Genomic DNA, 14,924 nt, shown 5'->3' with positions numbered 1-14,924 from the left:
GTTCCCATCCCTGTTACATTAAAACTGTTTCTCCACACTGATGAATGTCTGCATATTCTTGCGAGAATAGAAGCCGCTCATATTACTGTCGATTTTCAGATAACGGAAATTCAAATGCGGCACTAAGCCTTTCCATGAAATTTTATTGTGCCAAATAGAGGCATTTGCCTGATATTCATGATCTTTACGGGTCAGACGATACACCAGGCTACCCGGCGCATCAAAGGTACGATGGGCGTAGCGCAGGTTGGTACGGATGCCGAATCCGTTCTCAAACGCTTTCGCCGTGCCAAAGCGTATGCCCTTGCGTACGGATGCCTGCTCCGCTTCTTTGGTCATGTCATGCGACCAGTCCACGCCTCCGTAAATCAGCCAGTTTTTCGGCGCAGAGTATGCCAGCGTTGCTCCCACTAGCGGCATATGGCTGTTGTAACGCGCAGCCGTGTTGCTGTTTTGATAGTATTTTTTGATATAGCCTGCATTGAACGAGAGCCGCCATTTTTCGTTCAGACGACGTGAAAAGTCGGTATGGATACCGGTTTCACGATTATAGCGTTTGCCGCCCAGCCAGTTTTGCTCGGCAAACGGTACAACCCCGAAAGATTGCACCGCCGAACGGTTTTTATAGCCTGCCGCCAAGCGCAGGCTTTGCTCGTTAAAATCCTGATTGTTCCAATAATGCACGCCGTCGCCGCTCAGGTTGCCGTAAACAAAATGATGCCCGCCCATGTTGATTTCGCGCGATACGCCGGCGCCGTAGCGGATACCATGCGCCTTTTGCGGCAGGCTCTCAGCGGTTTTATTCCAGCGTCTGCTGTTCCATTCTATAACGCGCTCGGACGAGGCATTGTTCACATTATCGGTTTGCTCGTATTGCAGCGAAACATCGGGCTGCCAGCTTTGCGCCGATGCAATGGAAGCAAGATAGCGTTCGGCAAGTTGCTGCATGGGTGGCTGCAAATCCGGTTTTGCCCGTTTCAATTCAGCTTTTGCCTCGCGGTACTGCTTGTTTTCAAACATCATGACGCCCAAATCGAAACGCGGATACGCCAAATCGGGATGTTTCTCCAAAATGCCGCGATAGAGCGAGACAGCTTCATCATGCCGCAACTGACTGCGCCTCAACGCACCTAAAGCATAATCGTATAAAACGGCATCACGGTCGGGTGCGGCTTTATATTGCGCCAACACGCCTTCCAGCGTCTTCCAGTCCCGTCCGATTAATGAATGGTTGATTTGTGCTTCCAATGAGGAATCGGTAGATAGGTCGTCTGAAAGCCTCTGTTCTGCAGGTTTGTCGTCGGTAAAATCTTTTGAGGGCGTTTCGCTATTGGGTTGCTTGTCAAAAAATACAGGCGTAGGCACATGGACAGTGGGGGTATCGGCAAGGGCGGCTGATGTGAAGGAGAATATTAGTAAGACGAGATGGTTTTTATTCATTTTATTCAGTGGGATATGGGTCGTAGGAATATTCTGTCATTATAAGGATAACACGGTGAAAATGGTCGAAAAGGTCGTCTGAAACGTTTTCAGACGACCTTTTGGTCATATCACATTACTATTAGCGGGAGCCGGCAAAGCCGATTTCACCGTCATTAACCGTACCGACGATTTCTTCCGCATTAGGGCCGAAGAAGCCGAGCGCATAATCGCCACGGTTGGAAGAGCCTTGAATACCGTATCCCTTAATTTCGGTGTTATCGATTTCGTTGGTGTAGCTGCCTTCTCGAATAGACGCTTCGTGCAGATTGATGTCGCTGCCGACACCGGTAATTTTACCGCTGCCTTTTCTGCTGTCAAAGTCAACAGAATACGCTAATTTACCTTGGCTTGCGCCATCGCTTGCAATACCTGAGTAGTCAAATTTGCCCGCAGTCGGCAGGGTTTGGGTAGTTTGACCTTTAATCAGGATATAAGAATCGTCAAAATTTTCAGATTTGTTGATGTCTGGACCTCTAAGAGTAGCTTTTGTCGGATTGATGCCCGCAATCAAAGAGTAGTTTTGACGGTAGATATGAGCTTTACCGCTTTGGGTAATGGTGTAATTTTTACCTTCGGCACGCGCAATGGCAGTTTCTTGGAAGTCTTGATTGAGTGCTAATTTTTTGAGCGGGTATCCGGACAAATTAAGTTCCTTGCCCTTACTGGTTTGATTACCTAATTTCACAGTATATGATTGAAGGGCAGCATCATCAACACCAAACTCTTTTGCTAGGTGTTGAACAGCTTCATTAGCATTGCTTTTTAAACCTTCGTATGAAACTGAAAAATCAACGCGTGGTGTAGCATTGGCATTAGATGGGTTAGTAACGGATGGATTTACATTAGGCTGGTTGTTGCCGTTGGAATCGCTGCCGCTGCTGCAAGCCGCCAGACTCAAGGCGATAACAGTTACTGCACTTATTTTTTGTAAAGACATAGATGCTTCCTTTGTAATGATTTGGTTGATAATTGAAATGCAGACGTATTATCAAATAGTCATTTAAAAATATCAAGTGAATAATTTACAAAAATAATTAATTTGTTAAATTATTAGATATTTTGCTATTTATGACCACTATTCGGCGACTGACAAAAAAGCCCGCGTAGGGCGCGGGCTTAGGGTAAAAGCGGATTTTATACCTCTTTTACAGGGGTCGCGGCGGTAGTGCTTTTCAGCAAATCGACTGCGTGCTGGCAGTTTTGCTTGCTGGTGTAGCCTTGGCCCTGAGCGATGATTTCATGGTTGGCTGCTTTCAAATGCCAACGGTATTCGCCTTTTGCGTCTTTATAGATTTCAAAATACATAAGGTTTCTCCTATGAATGAGTACATGTTTTCTTACCGCTTTGGCGGCAAGTCCTGGTCATTGAGCATTTGGGCGGACAGCCCTGAGGAAGCCCGGGCAAAATTTCGGGCTGCACGGGAAAATGCGCAGTATGACGGCGAAGTTGTAACAAAGATTTATACATTTGTAAATATTTCGTGGGTTAAGAAGTTGTACAGACGGATAAAATATTTAATGGGTATCAAAGAATGACCTACCGTGAATTAGTTGAACGTCAGTTGGCTGTGCGCCATGCCGATTTGGAATTGGGCTTAAGCCGCTCCCGCGAACAAGAATAGATGAGAATTGGATGTTAATTACAAAAAGGTCGTCTGAAAACGGAAATTTCGTTTTCAGACGACCTTTTGCCTTTATCCGTCAAACCGCTGCTGCTTCAGGTTTGACCTTGCTTTTCTTAAACTTCAACACGGCTTCTTCTTTCGCTGCATCCCAGTCTATACGCACGAAGCCGCCGTTGGCGAGTTTGCCGAACAGGAGTTCGTCGGCGAGCGGTTTGCGGATTTTTTCCTGAATCAGGCGGTTCATCGGGCGTGCGCCCATTTGCGGATCGAAACCTTTTTCCGCCAGATAGTTGCGCAATGCCGGTGTGAATTCGGCTTCGACTTTTTTGTCGAGGAGCTGATGTTCGAGCTGGAGCAGGAATTTGTCCACGACTTTGGCGATGACGGGTTCGGACAAGGGTGCAAACGGGATAATCGCGTCCAAGCGGTTGCGGAACTCGGGCGTGAAGAGTTTGTTGATCGCCTGCATTTCGTCGCCGCGTTCGCGCTTGGCGGTAAAGCCGAGACTGGGGCGGCTGAGGCTTTCCACACCGGCGTTGGTGGTCATAATCAGGATGACGTTGCGGAAATCGGCACTCTTACCGTTGTTGTCGGTCAGTTTGCCTGCGTCCATGACTTGCAGGAGGACGTTGAAAATGTCGGGGTGGGCTTTTTCGATTTCGTCCAAGAGCAATACGCAATGCGGCTGTTTGTTGACGGCTTCGGTCAAAAGGCCGCCTTGTTCAAAGCCGACGTATCCCGGCGGTGCGCCGATGAGGCGCGATACGGCGTGGCGTTCCATGTATTCGGACATATCAAAGCGTTGCAGCGGTACGCCCATCGAGTAGGCAAGCTGTTTGGCGACTTCGGTTTTGCCGACACCGGTCGGGCCGGAGAAGAGGAAACTGCCTATTGGTTTGTCGGGCAGGGCGAGGCCGGAGCGCGACATTTTGACGGCGGCAACCAGCGCGTCAATGGCATTTTCTTGACCGTAAACCATGTTTTTCAAATCGCGGCCGAGGAATTGCAACACTTGTTTGTCGTCATGCGACACGGTTTTTTCGGGAATCCGCGCGACTTTGGCGATGACGGTTTCGATTTGCGCTTTGCCGATGACTTTTTTCTGTTTGGATTTGGGCAGAATCCGTTGTGCCGCGCCTGCTTCGTCCATTACGTCGATGGCCTTGTCGGGCAGGAAACGCTCGTTAATGTAGCGGGCAGAGAGTTCGGCTGCAGCTTCAAGTGCGCCTTGCGTATAGCGCACTTGGTGAAAATCTTCAAACATCGGTTTCAAGCCGCGCAGGATTTGTACGGTTTCGGAAACGGTGGGCTCGACCACATCGATTTTTTGGAAACGGCGGCTTAAGGCGTGGTCTTTGTCGAAAATGGTGCGGTATTCGTCATAAGTGGTTGCGCCGATACAGCGCAATGAGCCTTTCGCCAATGCGGGTTTGAGCAGATTGGACGCGTCCATCGTGCCGCCGCTGGTGCTGCCCGCGCCGATGATGGTGTGGATTTCGTCGATAAACAAAATGGCGTGCGGGATTTTTTCGAGCTGTTTCAGGACGGATTTAACCCGCGCTTCAAAGTCGCCGCGGTATTTCGTGCCCGCCAAAAGAGAACCCATATCCAGCGCATACACTTCGGCTTCTTTAAGCGCGTCGGGAATGTCGCCGTTGACGATTTGGTGTGCTAAGCCTTCCGCCAGTGCAGTTTTGCCCACGCCTGCCTCGCCGACCAAAAGCGGATTGTTTTTGCGGCGGCGGCACAGGATTTGCACCAGCCGTTCCATTTCGTGTTTGCGACCAATCAAAGGGTCGATACGGCCGGCTTTGACTTCGGCGTTGAGGTTGACGGTGTAGTCGGAAAGGGAGCCGGTTTTTTGTTCCGCTTCTTCTCCTTCGCGTCCTAGGCCGTCTGAATCATTACCGTCTTCGTCATCGGGCGAGCCATGGGCAATGCAACGCAAGACTTCAAAGCGCGTAATGGATTGCAATTTGAGGAAATAAACGGCATGGCTTTCGGATTCGCTCATCATGGCAACCAAAATATCCAAAGGCTCTACTGCGGCTTTACCGGCAGACTGGGTATGCACCATCGCCCGTTGGATGACGCGTTGGAAGCCTAATGTCGGCTGGGTTTCGACTGTATCCAGAAGATGATCGGGAATTTGTGGCGTATTTTCTGCAACGCTGGCGGCAAGCTGCTCGGACAGGACTTTTAAATCCGCACCACACAGTTTCAAGACGTTCGGCACAGCCGCATCTTCTTCTATCAGCACCAAAAGCAGGTGTTCCAAGCTGATAAACTCATAACGAGCGTTGCGTGCTTCACGGTAGAGCAGTTGCAGGATGTGTTCCAATTCGGGTGAAAGCATGGTTTAAACCTCTTCGACTATACATTTGAGCGGATGCCCTTCAGCTTTGGCACGTTCCATGACCTGATGTTGCTTGGTCTGGGCAATATCGCGCGTGTAGGTGCCGCACAGGCCTTTGCCTTCGTGGTGCACCAGCAACATGACGGCCACTGCCTGTTCCTGTGCAAGCATAAAGACTTCGGTCAGGATTTCGACGACAAACTCCATGGTGGTGTAATCGTCGTTCAATAAAAATACGCCGTAACGTTTCGGCGACTGTGTGTTGATATCGCTGAGCAGGGTATCGGATTGGTGGTCGGTATTCGGATGGTTCATAAGCTTAGGTTTCAGTTTTCAGACGGCCTGTTTTAGAGTGTAAACAGTTTTCTGTTGTATTTCGGCAATTTTTTTCTATTTTCCCACTTTTTTGAAAACATAGCTTGACGTTTTGTCTTAACAAATGTAAAAAGACGGTTAAGCAGAAGTTGGCACTCGACCGCGTATGCAATACGGGGGAGAAACGCTGAACGTTTTAGTTTGCTGTATGCCTTGTTTTGCTGATTTTGTTAATTTTTAAGTATAGGAAGTTTCTAATGGCAACCGGTATCGTAAAATGGTTTAACGACGCTAAAGGTTTTGGTTTCATCACTCCTGATGAAGGTGGCGAAGATTTGTTCGCTCACTTCTCAGCGATCAACATGGAAGGTTTCAAAACCCTGAAAGAAGGCCAACGCGTGTCTTTCGACGTAACCACCGGCCCTAAAGGCAAACAAGCTGCTAACATTCAAGCTGCTTAATCAAATGCGCGGCGTAAGCCGTAAAATCATGGCGGGGTTTCCCGCCATTTTTTATGGGCGTTCGAGTCAAAAATTATGAATCAAAATTCATCTTATCAAAATGCTTTAAACCAGTTGGACGAGCTTATCCGTCATTTTCGCAGTGAAGGAGAGGTCAGCTGCGCCGTTGCCGAGCGTGAAGACCAAATCTTGATCCGCCTTGCTGATTTGAAACTGGATTTGAGCCCTGAAGATGAAAAAGCCATTGCCGATATCGACCGCTTTTACCGCCGCCATGTTTTAAGCGAATAAACGTTTCAAAACCGTTTGCCGTTTTATTTTTTAAGCATGCCTGATAAAATAGGCCGTCTGAAAAGTTTGTAAAGAATCAGCATAATGAGTATTGCCAATAATAAAAAAGCCTTTCACGATTTCTTTATCGAAGACCAAATCGAAGCCGGTATAGTATTGGAGGGATGGGAAGTCAAAGCCATCCGCGCTGCACGCGTGCAATTAAAAGAAAGCTATATCTACTGGAAAAAAGACGCATTCTATTTGGTGGGCTGCCACATTACCGCATTGCCCACTGCCTCGACACACGTCAAACCCGACCCTGTCCGCCCGCGTAAATTGTTGTTGAAACAATCGGAAATCAACAAGTTAATCGGCAAAACCGAACGCGCCGGTTATACGATTGTGCCCTTAAACTTGCATTACACCCACGGTAAAATCAAAGTAGAAATCGGTTTGGCCAAGGGTAAGAAACAGCATGACAAACGCCAAAGCTTGAAAGAAGCAGATTGGAAGCGTGAGAAACAGCGTTTGATGAAAAACGTACGTTGATTTTTTCAGACGGCCTTTTATAAGGGCCGTCTGAATATTTATTGTTTGGAAATTTTAAAAAGGAAAACAGAGAGTAACAATGGTTCTGGCTGCGGCTTCCGCTATATTAAAGCCTAAAGAACTTACCAGTATCAAACATGTCTGCATCATTCAAAATACAAAAGTAAGACCGCATGATTTGGATCGTGCTTTGTCTAAAGCTTTGGCAAAATGCGGCATTGGCAGCACTATTGTAACCGCAAACAACCATGGCAAACTGTATGATTCTTCTTGCCCGTATAACCTGCGTTACAAAACCAAAGGCAATGACGAAATCTTGCGTAAAGGCGTATTTGTGTTGCGAAGCACGAAATATGCGGTTTCTACTGTCAGCTATTCTTTGAACGATGAAAACCACTTCCGAACTAATCCTGATTTGGTGAAACAGGCTGAAGGTGTTGTGGCCAAATTGTTGGAAAAAAACAGCAAATAAAAGCCAGAATAAAAAACCGGCTTGCCGTGATATGGAGAGTATCGGGCAAGCCGGTTTTATTTTCAGACGGCCTTAAATGGATTTGATTTTTTCCCAAAGGGTTTTGACCGTACCTTGATAGTAGGTTTCGGAAGTGCAATAGGCTGTTTCTAAAGCACATTGTCCTTGTGAGCCGTATTTTTTGATGCACTGGTTCAAGGCAATTTGATGCACGGTTTTGAAACGTGGGGAGGTAATGGCCACTACGTTTTGAGCAGTCAATTTGCCCATGGCTTTAGGGTAGGCAACAGCGATACAGGTGTTGTGCAGAGGGACAACTGTTTTACAGCCTGTTGCTTGGCCTGCGCTGATACCGGCTAAGGCATCTTGGCCTTTGCAGAATGTTTCGAGTTCGGCTGTCGCATCCAATTGAGTGGCATTTTCTTTGGTGGTTTTGATTTGCAGCGCTTCATTGCTGTCGGCAGGATTTTGCCACATGGCCAGGTAGCCGTAAGTATCGGCAGCCAGGGCGGCAGGAGTCAGTGCGCAAAGGATAAGTGTCATTAGTGTTTTTTTCATGTTTGTTCCCTGTTTGTTGGGTATTTGTCGTTATTATAAAGCAAAAGTACTTATTTGATATAAATTTGCTTTTAAAATGAATATTTGAGTGTGGCAGATAGATTATAGGCCGTCTGAAATTTCAGACGGCCTTTTGATTATGTTTTAAAGAGTAGGGCGTAGCTTATAGGCTCATACGCCGTGGCGGTCGAGCCAACGTTCGGCATCAAGCGCGGCTTGGCAGCCGGAAGCGGCGCTGGTGATGGCTTGACGGTAGGTATGGTCTTTGACGTCGCCTGCCGCCCATACGCCTTCGATATTGGTTGCGCCGACATTGTCACCGGTGCCACCTTTGGTTTTCAGGTAGCCGGTTTCATCCATATCGAGTTGGCCTTTGAAGATGTCGGTGTTGGGTTTGTGGCCGATGGCGATGAAAACGCCTTTGACGGTGATTTCTTCAGTGCTGCCGTCATTGTGTTTCAGGCGTGCACCGGTAACGCCGCTTTCGTCGCCCAAGATTTCATCAACCGAGCTGTTGAGCTTGAGGATGATTTTGCCTTCTTCGACGCGTTGCATCAGTTTGTCCACCATGATTTTCTCGGCGCGGAAGCTGTCGCGGCGGTGAATCAGGGTAACGGTGTTGGCGATATTGGCAAGGTAGAGTGCTTCTCCCACAGCGGTATTACCACCGCCTACTACGGCAACATCTTGTTTTTTGTAGAAGAAACCATCGCAAGTTGCACAGGCGGAAACGCCTTTGCCGGCAAAGGTTTCTTCGCTTGGCAAACCTAAATATTTGGCGGATGCGCCGGTGGCAACGATGAGCGCATCGCAGGTGTATTCGCCCATATCGCCTTTGAGGGTAAACGGACGGTTTTGCAAATCAACGGTGTGGATTTGGTCGAAAATCATTTCAGTGCCGAAGCGTTCGGCATGAGCTTGGAAACGGGCCATTAGTTCCGGACCTTGTACGCCTTCTGCATCGGCAGGCCAGTTGTCCACTTCGGTGGTGGTCATCAGTTGTCCACCTTGCTCAACGCCGGTAATGATTACAGGGTTTAGGTTGGCACGGGCGGCATAGACGGCGGCAGTATAGCCGGCAGGGCCGGAGCCGAGGATGATGAGTTTATGATGGTTGCTCATGATGGTTTCCTTGCTGATAAATGATTGAATTTTGTCGTATCTAAGCTTTCAGACGGCCTGAATTTTACTTGAATCTGCCGCCGTCTGAAATATGTTTGTTGCTTGGGTTTAGTGGCTGTCTTTCCATTGATAGTATTTTGAGCCGAGGAAAGAGCCGAGTTTGCGTAGGAAAGGCTGGGTAATAATGTTGCTGTGGCGCAGTTGCTCAAAAGGTTTCAGACGGCCGTCATCGCCCATGATGGCTTCGGCAATCGCCAAACCGGCAATGCCGGTAATCGCCATGCCGTGTCCGGAATAGCCTTGGGCGTAGAAAACGGTAGGGGCGAGGCGGCCGAAATGTGGGGCGAGGTTGCGCGTAATGTCGCATTCGCCGCCCCAGGAATGCTCGATTCTGACGTCGGCAAGTTGTGGGAAAACTTTCAGCATGTCTTGGCGGACGAGTTCGGTCATGCGGTCAGGATCGTCGATAAACTCGTTGTCTTTGCCGCCGAAGAGCAGGTGGCCGTCGGCGCTGAGGCGGTAGTAGTCGAGGACGTGGCGGTTGTCGCAGATGGCCATATTGTTGCGGATCAGGTCTTTGGCACGTTCGCCCAGTGGCTCGGTGGCGATGATAAAGGTGCTGACTGCAATGGCTTTTTGTTCCAATACTTTGAATTTTGGGTGCAAGCCTGCATAAGTATTGACGGCATAAACGAGGTTTTTGCACTCGACGCTGCCATTAGGTGTATGAACCAGCCAGCCGTTATCGCATGGCTCGATACGCGTCATCGGGGATTGCTCAAAAAGTTGTGCGCCTGCATCGGCTGCCGCTTTGGCAATGCCTAGGGTGTAATTGAGCGGGTGTAAGTGGCCGGATAAAGGATCAAATTGCGCACCTTGATACATATCGCTGGCAAGTTGCTGCTTCAGCGTGGCTTTATCCCAAAGCTGGTAATGGCTTGCGCCATAATGTTTTTGAGCGTGTTCGTGCCATTGTTGCAATTCTTCCCAATGCTGAGGACGGACGGCGACGGTAGCGTAGCCGCGTTGCCAATCGCATTGGATATTGTGTTTTTGAATGCGAGAGTCAACCAGTTCAACGGCTTGCAGAGATTGCTGCCAGAACCATTGGGCCTGTTCCAAACCGACTTGTTTTTCGATTTCTTCCATGCCGCAGGCAAAGTCGCTGATGACTTGTCCGCCGCTGCGGCCTGATGCGCCGAAACCGATACGGGCGGCTTCAAGTAAGATGACTTCATGGCCGTTTTCGGCAAGAGGTAGGGCGGTGCATAAACCGGTCAAGCCGCCGCCGATAACGCAGGTTTCAGTTTTCAGACGGCCTTCAAGCGTCGGATAAGACGGATGGGGATTGGCCGTGCTGACATAGTAGGAAGGAAGGTATTCTTTGAAGCTGGGATTGATCATGATTTGAGCTTTAAGTTGGTTTTCACTTCATTGAAATTGGTTTTCAGACGGCCTTAAATGTGGGCTTAGATTCAGGCCGTCTGAAAGGATAAGATGCAGTTAATAAAACAGGCTGTTCCGACACTTTATCGGACAGCCTGTCTGCATATTAGGCGGCTTTCTCGGCTGCCAATTTTTCTTGGCGGTAGGCTTCGGCAGCCTCGCGTTCCCGTTTGGTTGCCTGACGCATCATCCAGTAGTTAACGACAATGACCAGCGTACCGATGATACCGATCAGGATGGTTGCCAAAACGTTCATCTGAGGGTCAAGGCCGAGTTTGATTTTGGAGAAAATCACTTGTGGCAATGTCGATGAACCCGGGCCTGACAGGAAGGAGGTAATCACCAAGTCGTCCAAAGACAGGGTGATGCCCAAGAGGAAGCCGGAAGCAATCGCAGGGGCAATCAGCGGCAGGGTAATCACGAAGAAAATCTTCAGCGGACGGGCACCCAAGTCCATTGCAGCTTCTTCCAAGGATTGATCCAATTCCACCAAGCGCGAGCGGATAACGACGGTAATGTATGCCATGCAAAGCGTAGTGTGACCGAGGAAGATGGTGAAGAAACCGCGATCGAAGTAGAGCGATTGCAGCAATTCACTGCCTTGCAGGAACATTTGTACCTGAATAATCAACAGCAGCATGGACAAACCGGTAATCACGTCAGGCATTACCATAGGCGCGGAAATCATACCGGCAAACAGGGTGCTGCCGCGGAAGCGCTTGATACGCGCCATGGCGTAACCTGCCAATGTGCCGAGTGCCACGGCGGCAAGCGAGGAAACGATGGCGATACGCAATGACAGCCAGGCCGCTTCCAAGATGGTGTCGTTTTCCATTAATGCGCCGTACCATTTGGTCGAGAAACCGCCCCAAACGGTAACCAGCTTGGATTCATTGAAAGAATAGATGACCAAAACCACCAGCGGAATATAGAGGAATGCCAGCGAGAGCAGGAGCATCAGTTTCAAGAACCAGGATAATTTGGTTTTCTGCATTATTTGCCTCCTTCTTCCAATTCGCGGTTTTCATAGTGCTGGAACAGGGCAATCGGTACAACCAGCAGGGCAACCATGACGACGGCGACAGCAGAAGCCAGCGGCCAGTTGTTTTGGTCGAAGAATGCCTGCCACAATACTTTACCGATCATCAGGTTTTCAGAACCGCCCACTAATTCAGGAATCACAAATTCGCCGACAGCCGGTACGAAGACCAGCATAGAGCCTGCAATGATGCCTGTTTTGGATAAAGGCAGGGTAATGGTAAAGAAGGATTTGATCGGACCTGCGCCCAAGTCGGAAGCGGCTTCGAGCAGACGGTTGTCCAGTTTTACCAGTTGTGTGTACAGCGGCAAAATCATAAACGGCAAATAGGCGTAAACCATCACCAAATTCAGCGAGAACGCATTGTAGAACAGGTCTAAAGGCTCGCTGATGATTCCATATTTGATTAAGAAATTATTGATAATGCCGTTGTGTCCCAATAAGCCCATCCATGCGTAAACACGCAACAGGAAAGAGGTCCAGAAAGGCAGCATGATTGCCAATAGCAGGCCGTTGCGCGCAGCCGGATTGGCGCGTGAAATGGCATAAGCGGTCGGATAACCAATCAACAGGCAGATGATGGTCGTTGTCAGCGCAGTCTTAATCGAAGACCAGTAGGTCATCAGATAGATATTGCTGTTTTCACTGTCGCCAAACGGATTGAGCGTATTCCAAAAGTTTTGGAAGATGTCGGCGTAGTTCTGATAGCTGATGGCAATGTTCAGACGGCCTAAGTCTTCATCAATCGTTGTCAACGGCGTAAATGGCGGAATGGCGATTTCTTGTTCGGCAAAGCTGATTTTCAAGACGATGGCGAACGGAATCAGAAACAGCACCAAGAGCCAGATATACGGCACGGCAATAACTGCACGCTGTCCAGGACGGCGAAACAGTTTCTTTTTCAGTTTTTTAAGGTCCATTGCATTTCCCTCAAATTAACTGTACAGAGGTGTCGGTTGGTTTTCAGGCCAGCTGATATAGACAGTTTCGTCCCAAGTCGGCGGTGTAATGTTGCGCACATACCAATAAGGTGCGGGAACTTGGCTTTTGACGACACGGCCGTTGGCGAGTTTGATGTGGTAAATTGCGAAGCTGCCCAGATAGGCAATTTCTTTAACCGTGCCTTGGGCCCAGTTGTGCGCGCCTAAGTGTTCCGGTTTTTCTTTGTGCAAATCAATGTCTTCAGGGCGGATGCTGATCCAGATTTCATGATCATTCGGAACGCCCAAACCGTGGTCGATGCGGACGTGGTTTTCCAAGCCGTCACATTTGACGATAGAGAAATCGGCGCGGTCGTCAACAACGACGCCGTCAAAAATATTGGTTTCGCCGATAAATTCAGCGGTAAAGCGGCTATTAGGGTAATCGTACACGTCGCTAGGTGTGCCGACTTGGCGTAATTGGCCGTCGGACATAATGGCGATACGGGTAGCCATCGTCATCGCTTCTTCTTGGTCGTGGGTAACCATGATACAGGTTACGCCGACTTGTTCCAGCGTGTTGACCAATTCCAGTTGGGTTTGTTGGCGCAGTTTTTTATCGAGTGCGCCCAAAGGTTCGTCAAGCAGCAGGATTTTCGGACGTTTTGCCAGGCTGCGCGCCAAAGCGATACGTTGTTGTTGACCACCGGAAAGTTGGTGCGGCTTGCGTTTGGCGTATTTGGTCATTTGCACCAGGCGCAACATTTCTTCGACACGGGCGTCGATTTCGCCTTTAGGCATTTTATCTTGTTTCAGGCCGAAAGCGATGTTTTGTTCAACACTCATGTGCGGGAACAGGGCATAGCTTTGGAACATCATGTTGATTGGGCGCTCATACGGGGCAAGCTTGGTAATGTCTTGACCGTCGAGAATGATTTTGCCCTGATTGGGACTTTCCATGCCTGCCAACATGCGCAGCAGTGTGGATTTGCCACTGCCTGAGCTGCCCAAAAGGGCGAAGATTTCGTGTTGATAGATGTCCAAGTCGATGTTATCGACAGCGTAATTGTCACCAAACTTTTTCACCAAGCCTTGGATTTGCAAATAAGGTTTGGCTGAAGACGCAGTGGTTGCGGTCATAATGGCAATACTCCAAAAAGAAAGACGAGTACCGGCAAAACGGATTTTCGAATGGGTGATAAAAAGCTGTTTGATTGCTGGCGGGAGTCGGACGGAGGCCGTCTGAAACTCTTGTAAAGCGCACGGGCAGCGTGGATAGAAAGCAGTTTAAGCCTAAGCTTTTGCTCTCGGCAAACTCAATATTATATTAGCCTAAGCCTCATAGGGGCAATATGAAATTGCTTGTAGCGGCTGATTTGAAACAAATAGGAAAGGAAAGGCAGGCAGGGGAACAAGATAGCGAAAATGGGTAACGTTGTTTTTCTGCACAAAAGGATTTAATTTATATTCAAATGTCTTAAAAAATAATTCAAGATAGAATAAAATACGCAAATTGCATTAATTTTAATAAAGTCGTGCGGATTGCGTTTTATGCGGGCAAGATGGTTTTGTTCTGAATAAAAATCAAATCCGCTATATGAATAAAAGGGAAAACATGAGTATCAAAGAATGGCCCGAAGGGGAACGGCCGCGCGAGAAGCTCTTGGCGCATGGTGCTGCGGCGTTGAGTGATGCGGAGTTGCTGGCAATTTTGTTGCGTGTCGGAACGCGTGGTATGAGCGCGGTCGATTTGGCGCGTTATTTGTTGAGTGAGTTTGGCAGCTTGGGGAAGCTGATGAGTGCGGATGCCAAAACACTCGCTGCTTATAAGGGCATGGGTTTGGCGAGCTATACTCAATTTGCCGTGGTCAAAGAAATCGGGCGGCGGATTTTGGGTGAAGATTTGCAGGAGCAGATTGTTTTGTCAAACCCGCAATCGGTTGCGAATTATTTGCGCCTGCATATTGGGCATGAAAAAATTGAGGTCAGCGTCGCGTTGCTGCTCAACCGTCAAAATCAATTGATTGCGGTACGGGAATTATCGCGCGGTACGGTGGCGGAAAACACGGTTTATATCCGTGAAATCGTCAAATTGGCATTGGATGAATATGCCGATAGTTTGATTTTGGCACACAATCATCCGGGCGGTTCGGCAAGGCCGTCTGAATCTGATGTGCAGTTTACAGAGCGTTTGCAACAGGCTTTAAGTTTGGTTGATATTACGCTGTTGGACCATTTTATCGTAACGGCAAAAGAAACCTGCTCTTTGCGCGAACAGGGCTATATGTAAGGATGGATGTTCAGAC

At 48.6% G+C, this 14,924-nt stretch carries 17 protein-coding genes; 6 read left to right on the top strand and 11 right to left on the bottom strand.

Going from position 1 to position 14,924, the window contains the following annotated elements; translation table 11 throughout:
• Positions 1-18 precede the first annotated feature (18 nt).
• From ACTHTS_RS01460 to ACTHTS_RS01450, 3 genes are all read right to left on the bottom strand, one after another.
• Positions 19-1,440 carry a surface lipoprotein assembly modifier gene (locus tag ACTHTS_RS01460; protein ID WP_440369010.1) on the bottom strand — a complete coding sequence of 474 codons (1,422 nt, stop codon included), beginning with the start codon at positions 1,438-1,440 and terminating at the stop codon, positions 19-21.
• A 121-nt stretch (positions 1,441-1,561) separates the two neighbouring features.
• On the bottom strand, positions 1,562-2,419 hold the full coding sequence (locus tag ACTHTS_RS01455; RefSeq protein ID WP_371492418.1) for a factor H binding protein domain-containing protein: 858 nt from the start codon (positions 2,417-2,419) through the stop codon (positions 1,562-1,564).
• A gap of 197 nt (positions 2,420-2,616) precedes the next feature.
• Entirely contained in the window at positions 2,617-2,787 is a 171-nt protein-coding gene (locus ACTHTS_RS01450) for a YegP family protein (protein WP_049332664.1), read from the bottom strand.
• Between the two features lie 12 nt (positions 2,788-2,799).
• On the opposite strand from ACTHTS_RS01450, the gene ACTHTS_RS01445 reads away from it, so the two are divergent.
• Complete coding sequence (locus ACTHTS_RS01445) at positions 2,800-3,018, top strand: hypothetical protein (protein WP_440369009.1); 219 nt, start codon at positions 2,800-2,802, stop codon at positions 3,016-3,018.
• A gap of 165 nt (positions 3,019-3,183) precedes the next feature.
• Here the strand turns inward: ACTHTS_RS01445 and clpA are convergent, their stop codons facing one another.
• On the bottom strand, positions 3,184-5,463 hold the full coding sequence (gene clpA, locus ACTHTS_RS01440) for an ATP-dependent Clp protease ATP-binding subunit ClpA (RefSeq protein WP_440369008.1): 2,280 nt from the start codon (positions 5,461-5,463) through the stop codon (positions 3,184-3,186).
• Positions 5,464-5,466: 3 nt separating this feature from the next.
• Positions 5,467-5,778: an ATP-dependent Clp protease adapter ClpS gene (gene clpS / locus ACTHTS_RS01435; protein ID WP_063067889.1), complete on the bottom strand. Its 312-nt coding sequence runs from the start codon at positions 5,776-5,778 to the stop codon at positions 5,467-5,469.
• A gap of 257 nt (positions 5,779-6,035) precedes the next feature.
• Between clpS and ACTHTS_RS01430 the strand changes: the two genes are divergently transcribed.
• The 4 genes from ACTHTS_RS01430 to ACTHTS_RS01415 all read left to right on the top strand — a co-directional run bounded on the left by ACTHTS_RS01430 (position 6,036) and on the right by ACTHTS_RS01415 (position 7,533).
• Entirely contained in the window at positions 6,036-6,239 is a 204-nt protein-coding gene (locus ACTHTS_RS01430) for a cold-shock protein (protein ID WP_002217533.1), read from the top strand.
• A gap of 75 nt (positions 6,240-6,314) precedes the next feature.
• Positions 6,315-6,530: a hypothetical protein gene (locus tag ACTHTS_RS01425; RefSeq protein WP_063067888.1), complete on the top strand. Its 216-nt coding sequence runs from the start codon at positions 6,315-6,317 to the stop codon at positions 6,528-6,530.
• A gap of 84 nt (positions 6,531-6,614) precedes the next feature.
• The gene (smpB, locus tag ACTHTS_RS01420; RefSeq protein ID WP_440369007.1) at positions 6,615-7,061 is read left to right on the top strand and encodes an SsrA-binding protein SmpB; all 447 of its coding nucleotides are present in this window, start codon (positions 6,615-6,617) and stop codon (positions 7,059-7,061) included.
• 79 nt (positions 7,062-7,140) lie between these two features.
• Positions 7,141-7,533 (top strand): hypothetical protein, encoded by a 393-nt coding sequence (locus ACTHTS_RS01415; RefSeq protein ID WP_440369006.1) that lies wholly within the window; start codon positions 7,141-7,143, stop codon positions 7,531-7,533.
• A 72-nt stretch (positions 7,534-7,605) separates the two neighbouring features.
• Here the strand turns inward: ACTHTS_RS01415 and ACTHTS_RS01410 are convergent, their stop codons facing one another.
• The 6 genes from ACTHTS_RS01410 to ACTHTS_RS01385 all read right to left on the bottom strand — a co-directional run bounded on the left by ACTHTS_RS01410 (position 7,606) and on the right by ACTHTS_RS01385 (position 13,758).
• On the bottom strand, positions 7,606-8,091 hold the full coding sequence (locus tag ACTHTS_RS01410; protein ID WP_440369005.1) for a DUF4189 domain-containing protein: 486 nt from the start codon (positions 8,089-8,091) through the stop codon (positions 7,606-7,608).
• Positions 8,092-8,262: 171 nt separating this feature from the next.
• Positions 8,263-9,213: a thioredoxin-disulfide reductase gene (trxB, locus tag ACTHTS_RS01405; RefSeq protein ID WP_440369004.1), complete on the bottom strand. Its 951-nt coding sequence runs from the start codon at positions 9,211-9,213 to the stop codon at positions 8,263-8,265.
• 108 nt (positions 9,214-9,321) lie between these two features.
• The gene (locus ACTHTS_RS01400) at positions 9,322-10,617 is read right to left on the bottom strand and encodes an NAD(P)/FAD-dependent oxidoreductase (protein WP_440369003.1); all 1,296 of its coding nucleotides are present in this window, start codon (positions 10,615-10,617) and stop codon (positions 9,322-9,324) included.
• A 148-nt stretch (positions 10,618-10,765) separates the two neighbouring features.
• Complete coding sequence (locus tag ACTHTS_RS01395; RefSeq protein WP_003679574.1) at positions 10,766-11,653, bottom strand: ABC transporter permease subunit; 888 nt, start codon at positions 11,651-11,653, stop codon at positions 10,766-10,768.
• A complete protein-coding gene (locus ACTHTS_RS01390) occupies positions 11,653-12,618 on the bottom strand; it encodes an ABC transporter permease subunit (protein ID WP_049335897.1) in 966 nt (321 codons plus the stop codon). Before ACTHTS_RS01390 ends, ACTHTS_RS01395 begins: the two co-directional genes overlap by 1 nt.
• A gap of 15 nt (positions 12,619-12,633) precedes the next feature.
• On the bottom strand, positions 12,634-13,758 hold the full coding sequence (locus tag ACTHTS_RS01385) for an ABC transporter ATP-binding protein (protein WP_070823535.1): 1,125 nt from the start codon (positions 13,756-13,758) through the stop codon (positions 12,634-12,636).
• 475 nt (positions 13,759-14,233) lie between these two features.
• On the opposite strand from ACTHTS_RS01385, the gene radC reads away from it, so the two are divergent.
• Positions 14,234-14,908: a RadC family protein gene (gene radC, locus ACTHTS_RS01380; RefSeq protein WP_440369002.1), complete on the top strand. Its 675-nt coding sequence runs from the start codon at positions 14,234-14,236 to the stop codon at positions 14,906-14,908.
• The last annotated feature ends 16 nt before the right edge of the window (positions 14,909-14,924 follow it).

Source organism: Neisseria sp. P0019.S003, assembly GCF_051957115.1.
GTDB classification, from domain to species: domain Bacteria; phylum Pseudomonadota; class Gammaproteobacteria; order Burkholderiales; family Neisseriaceae; genus Neisseria; species Neisseria flavescens_D.
This window is presented reverse-complemented; position numbering and strand designations above follow the sequence as displayed.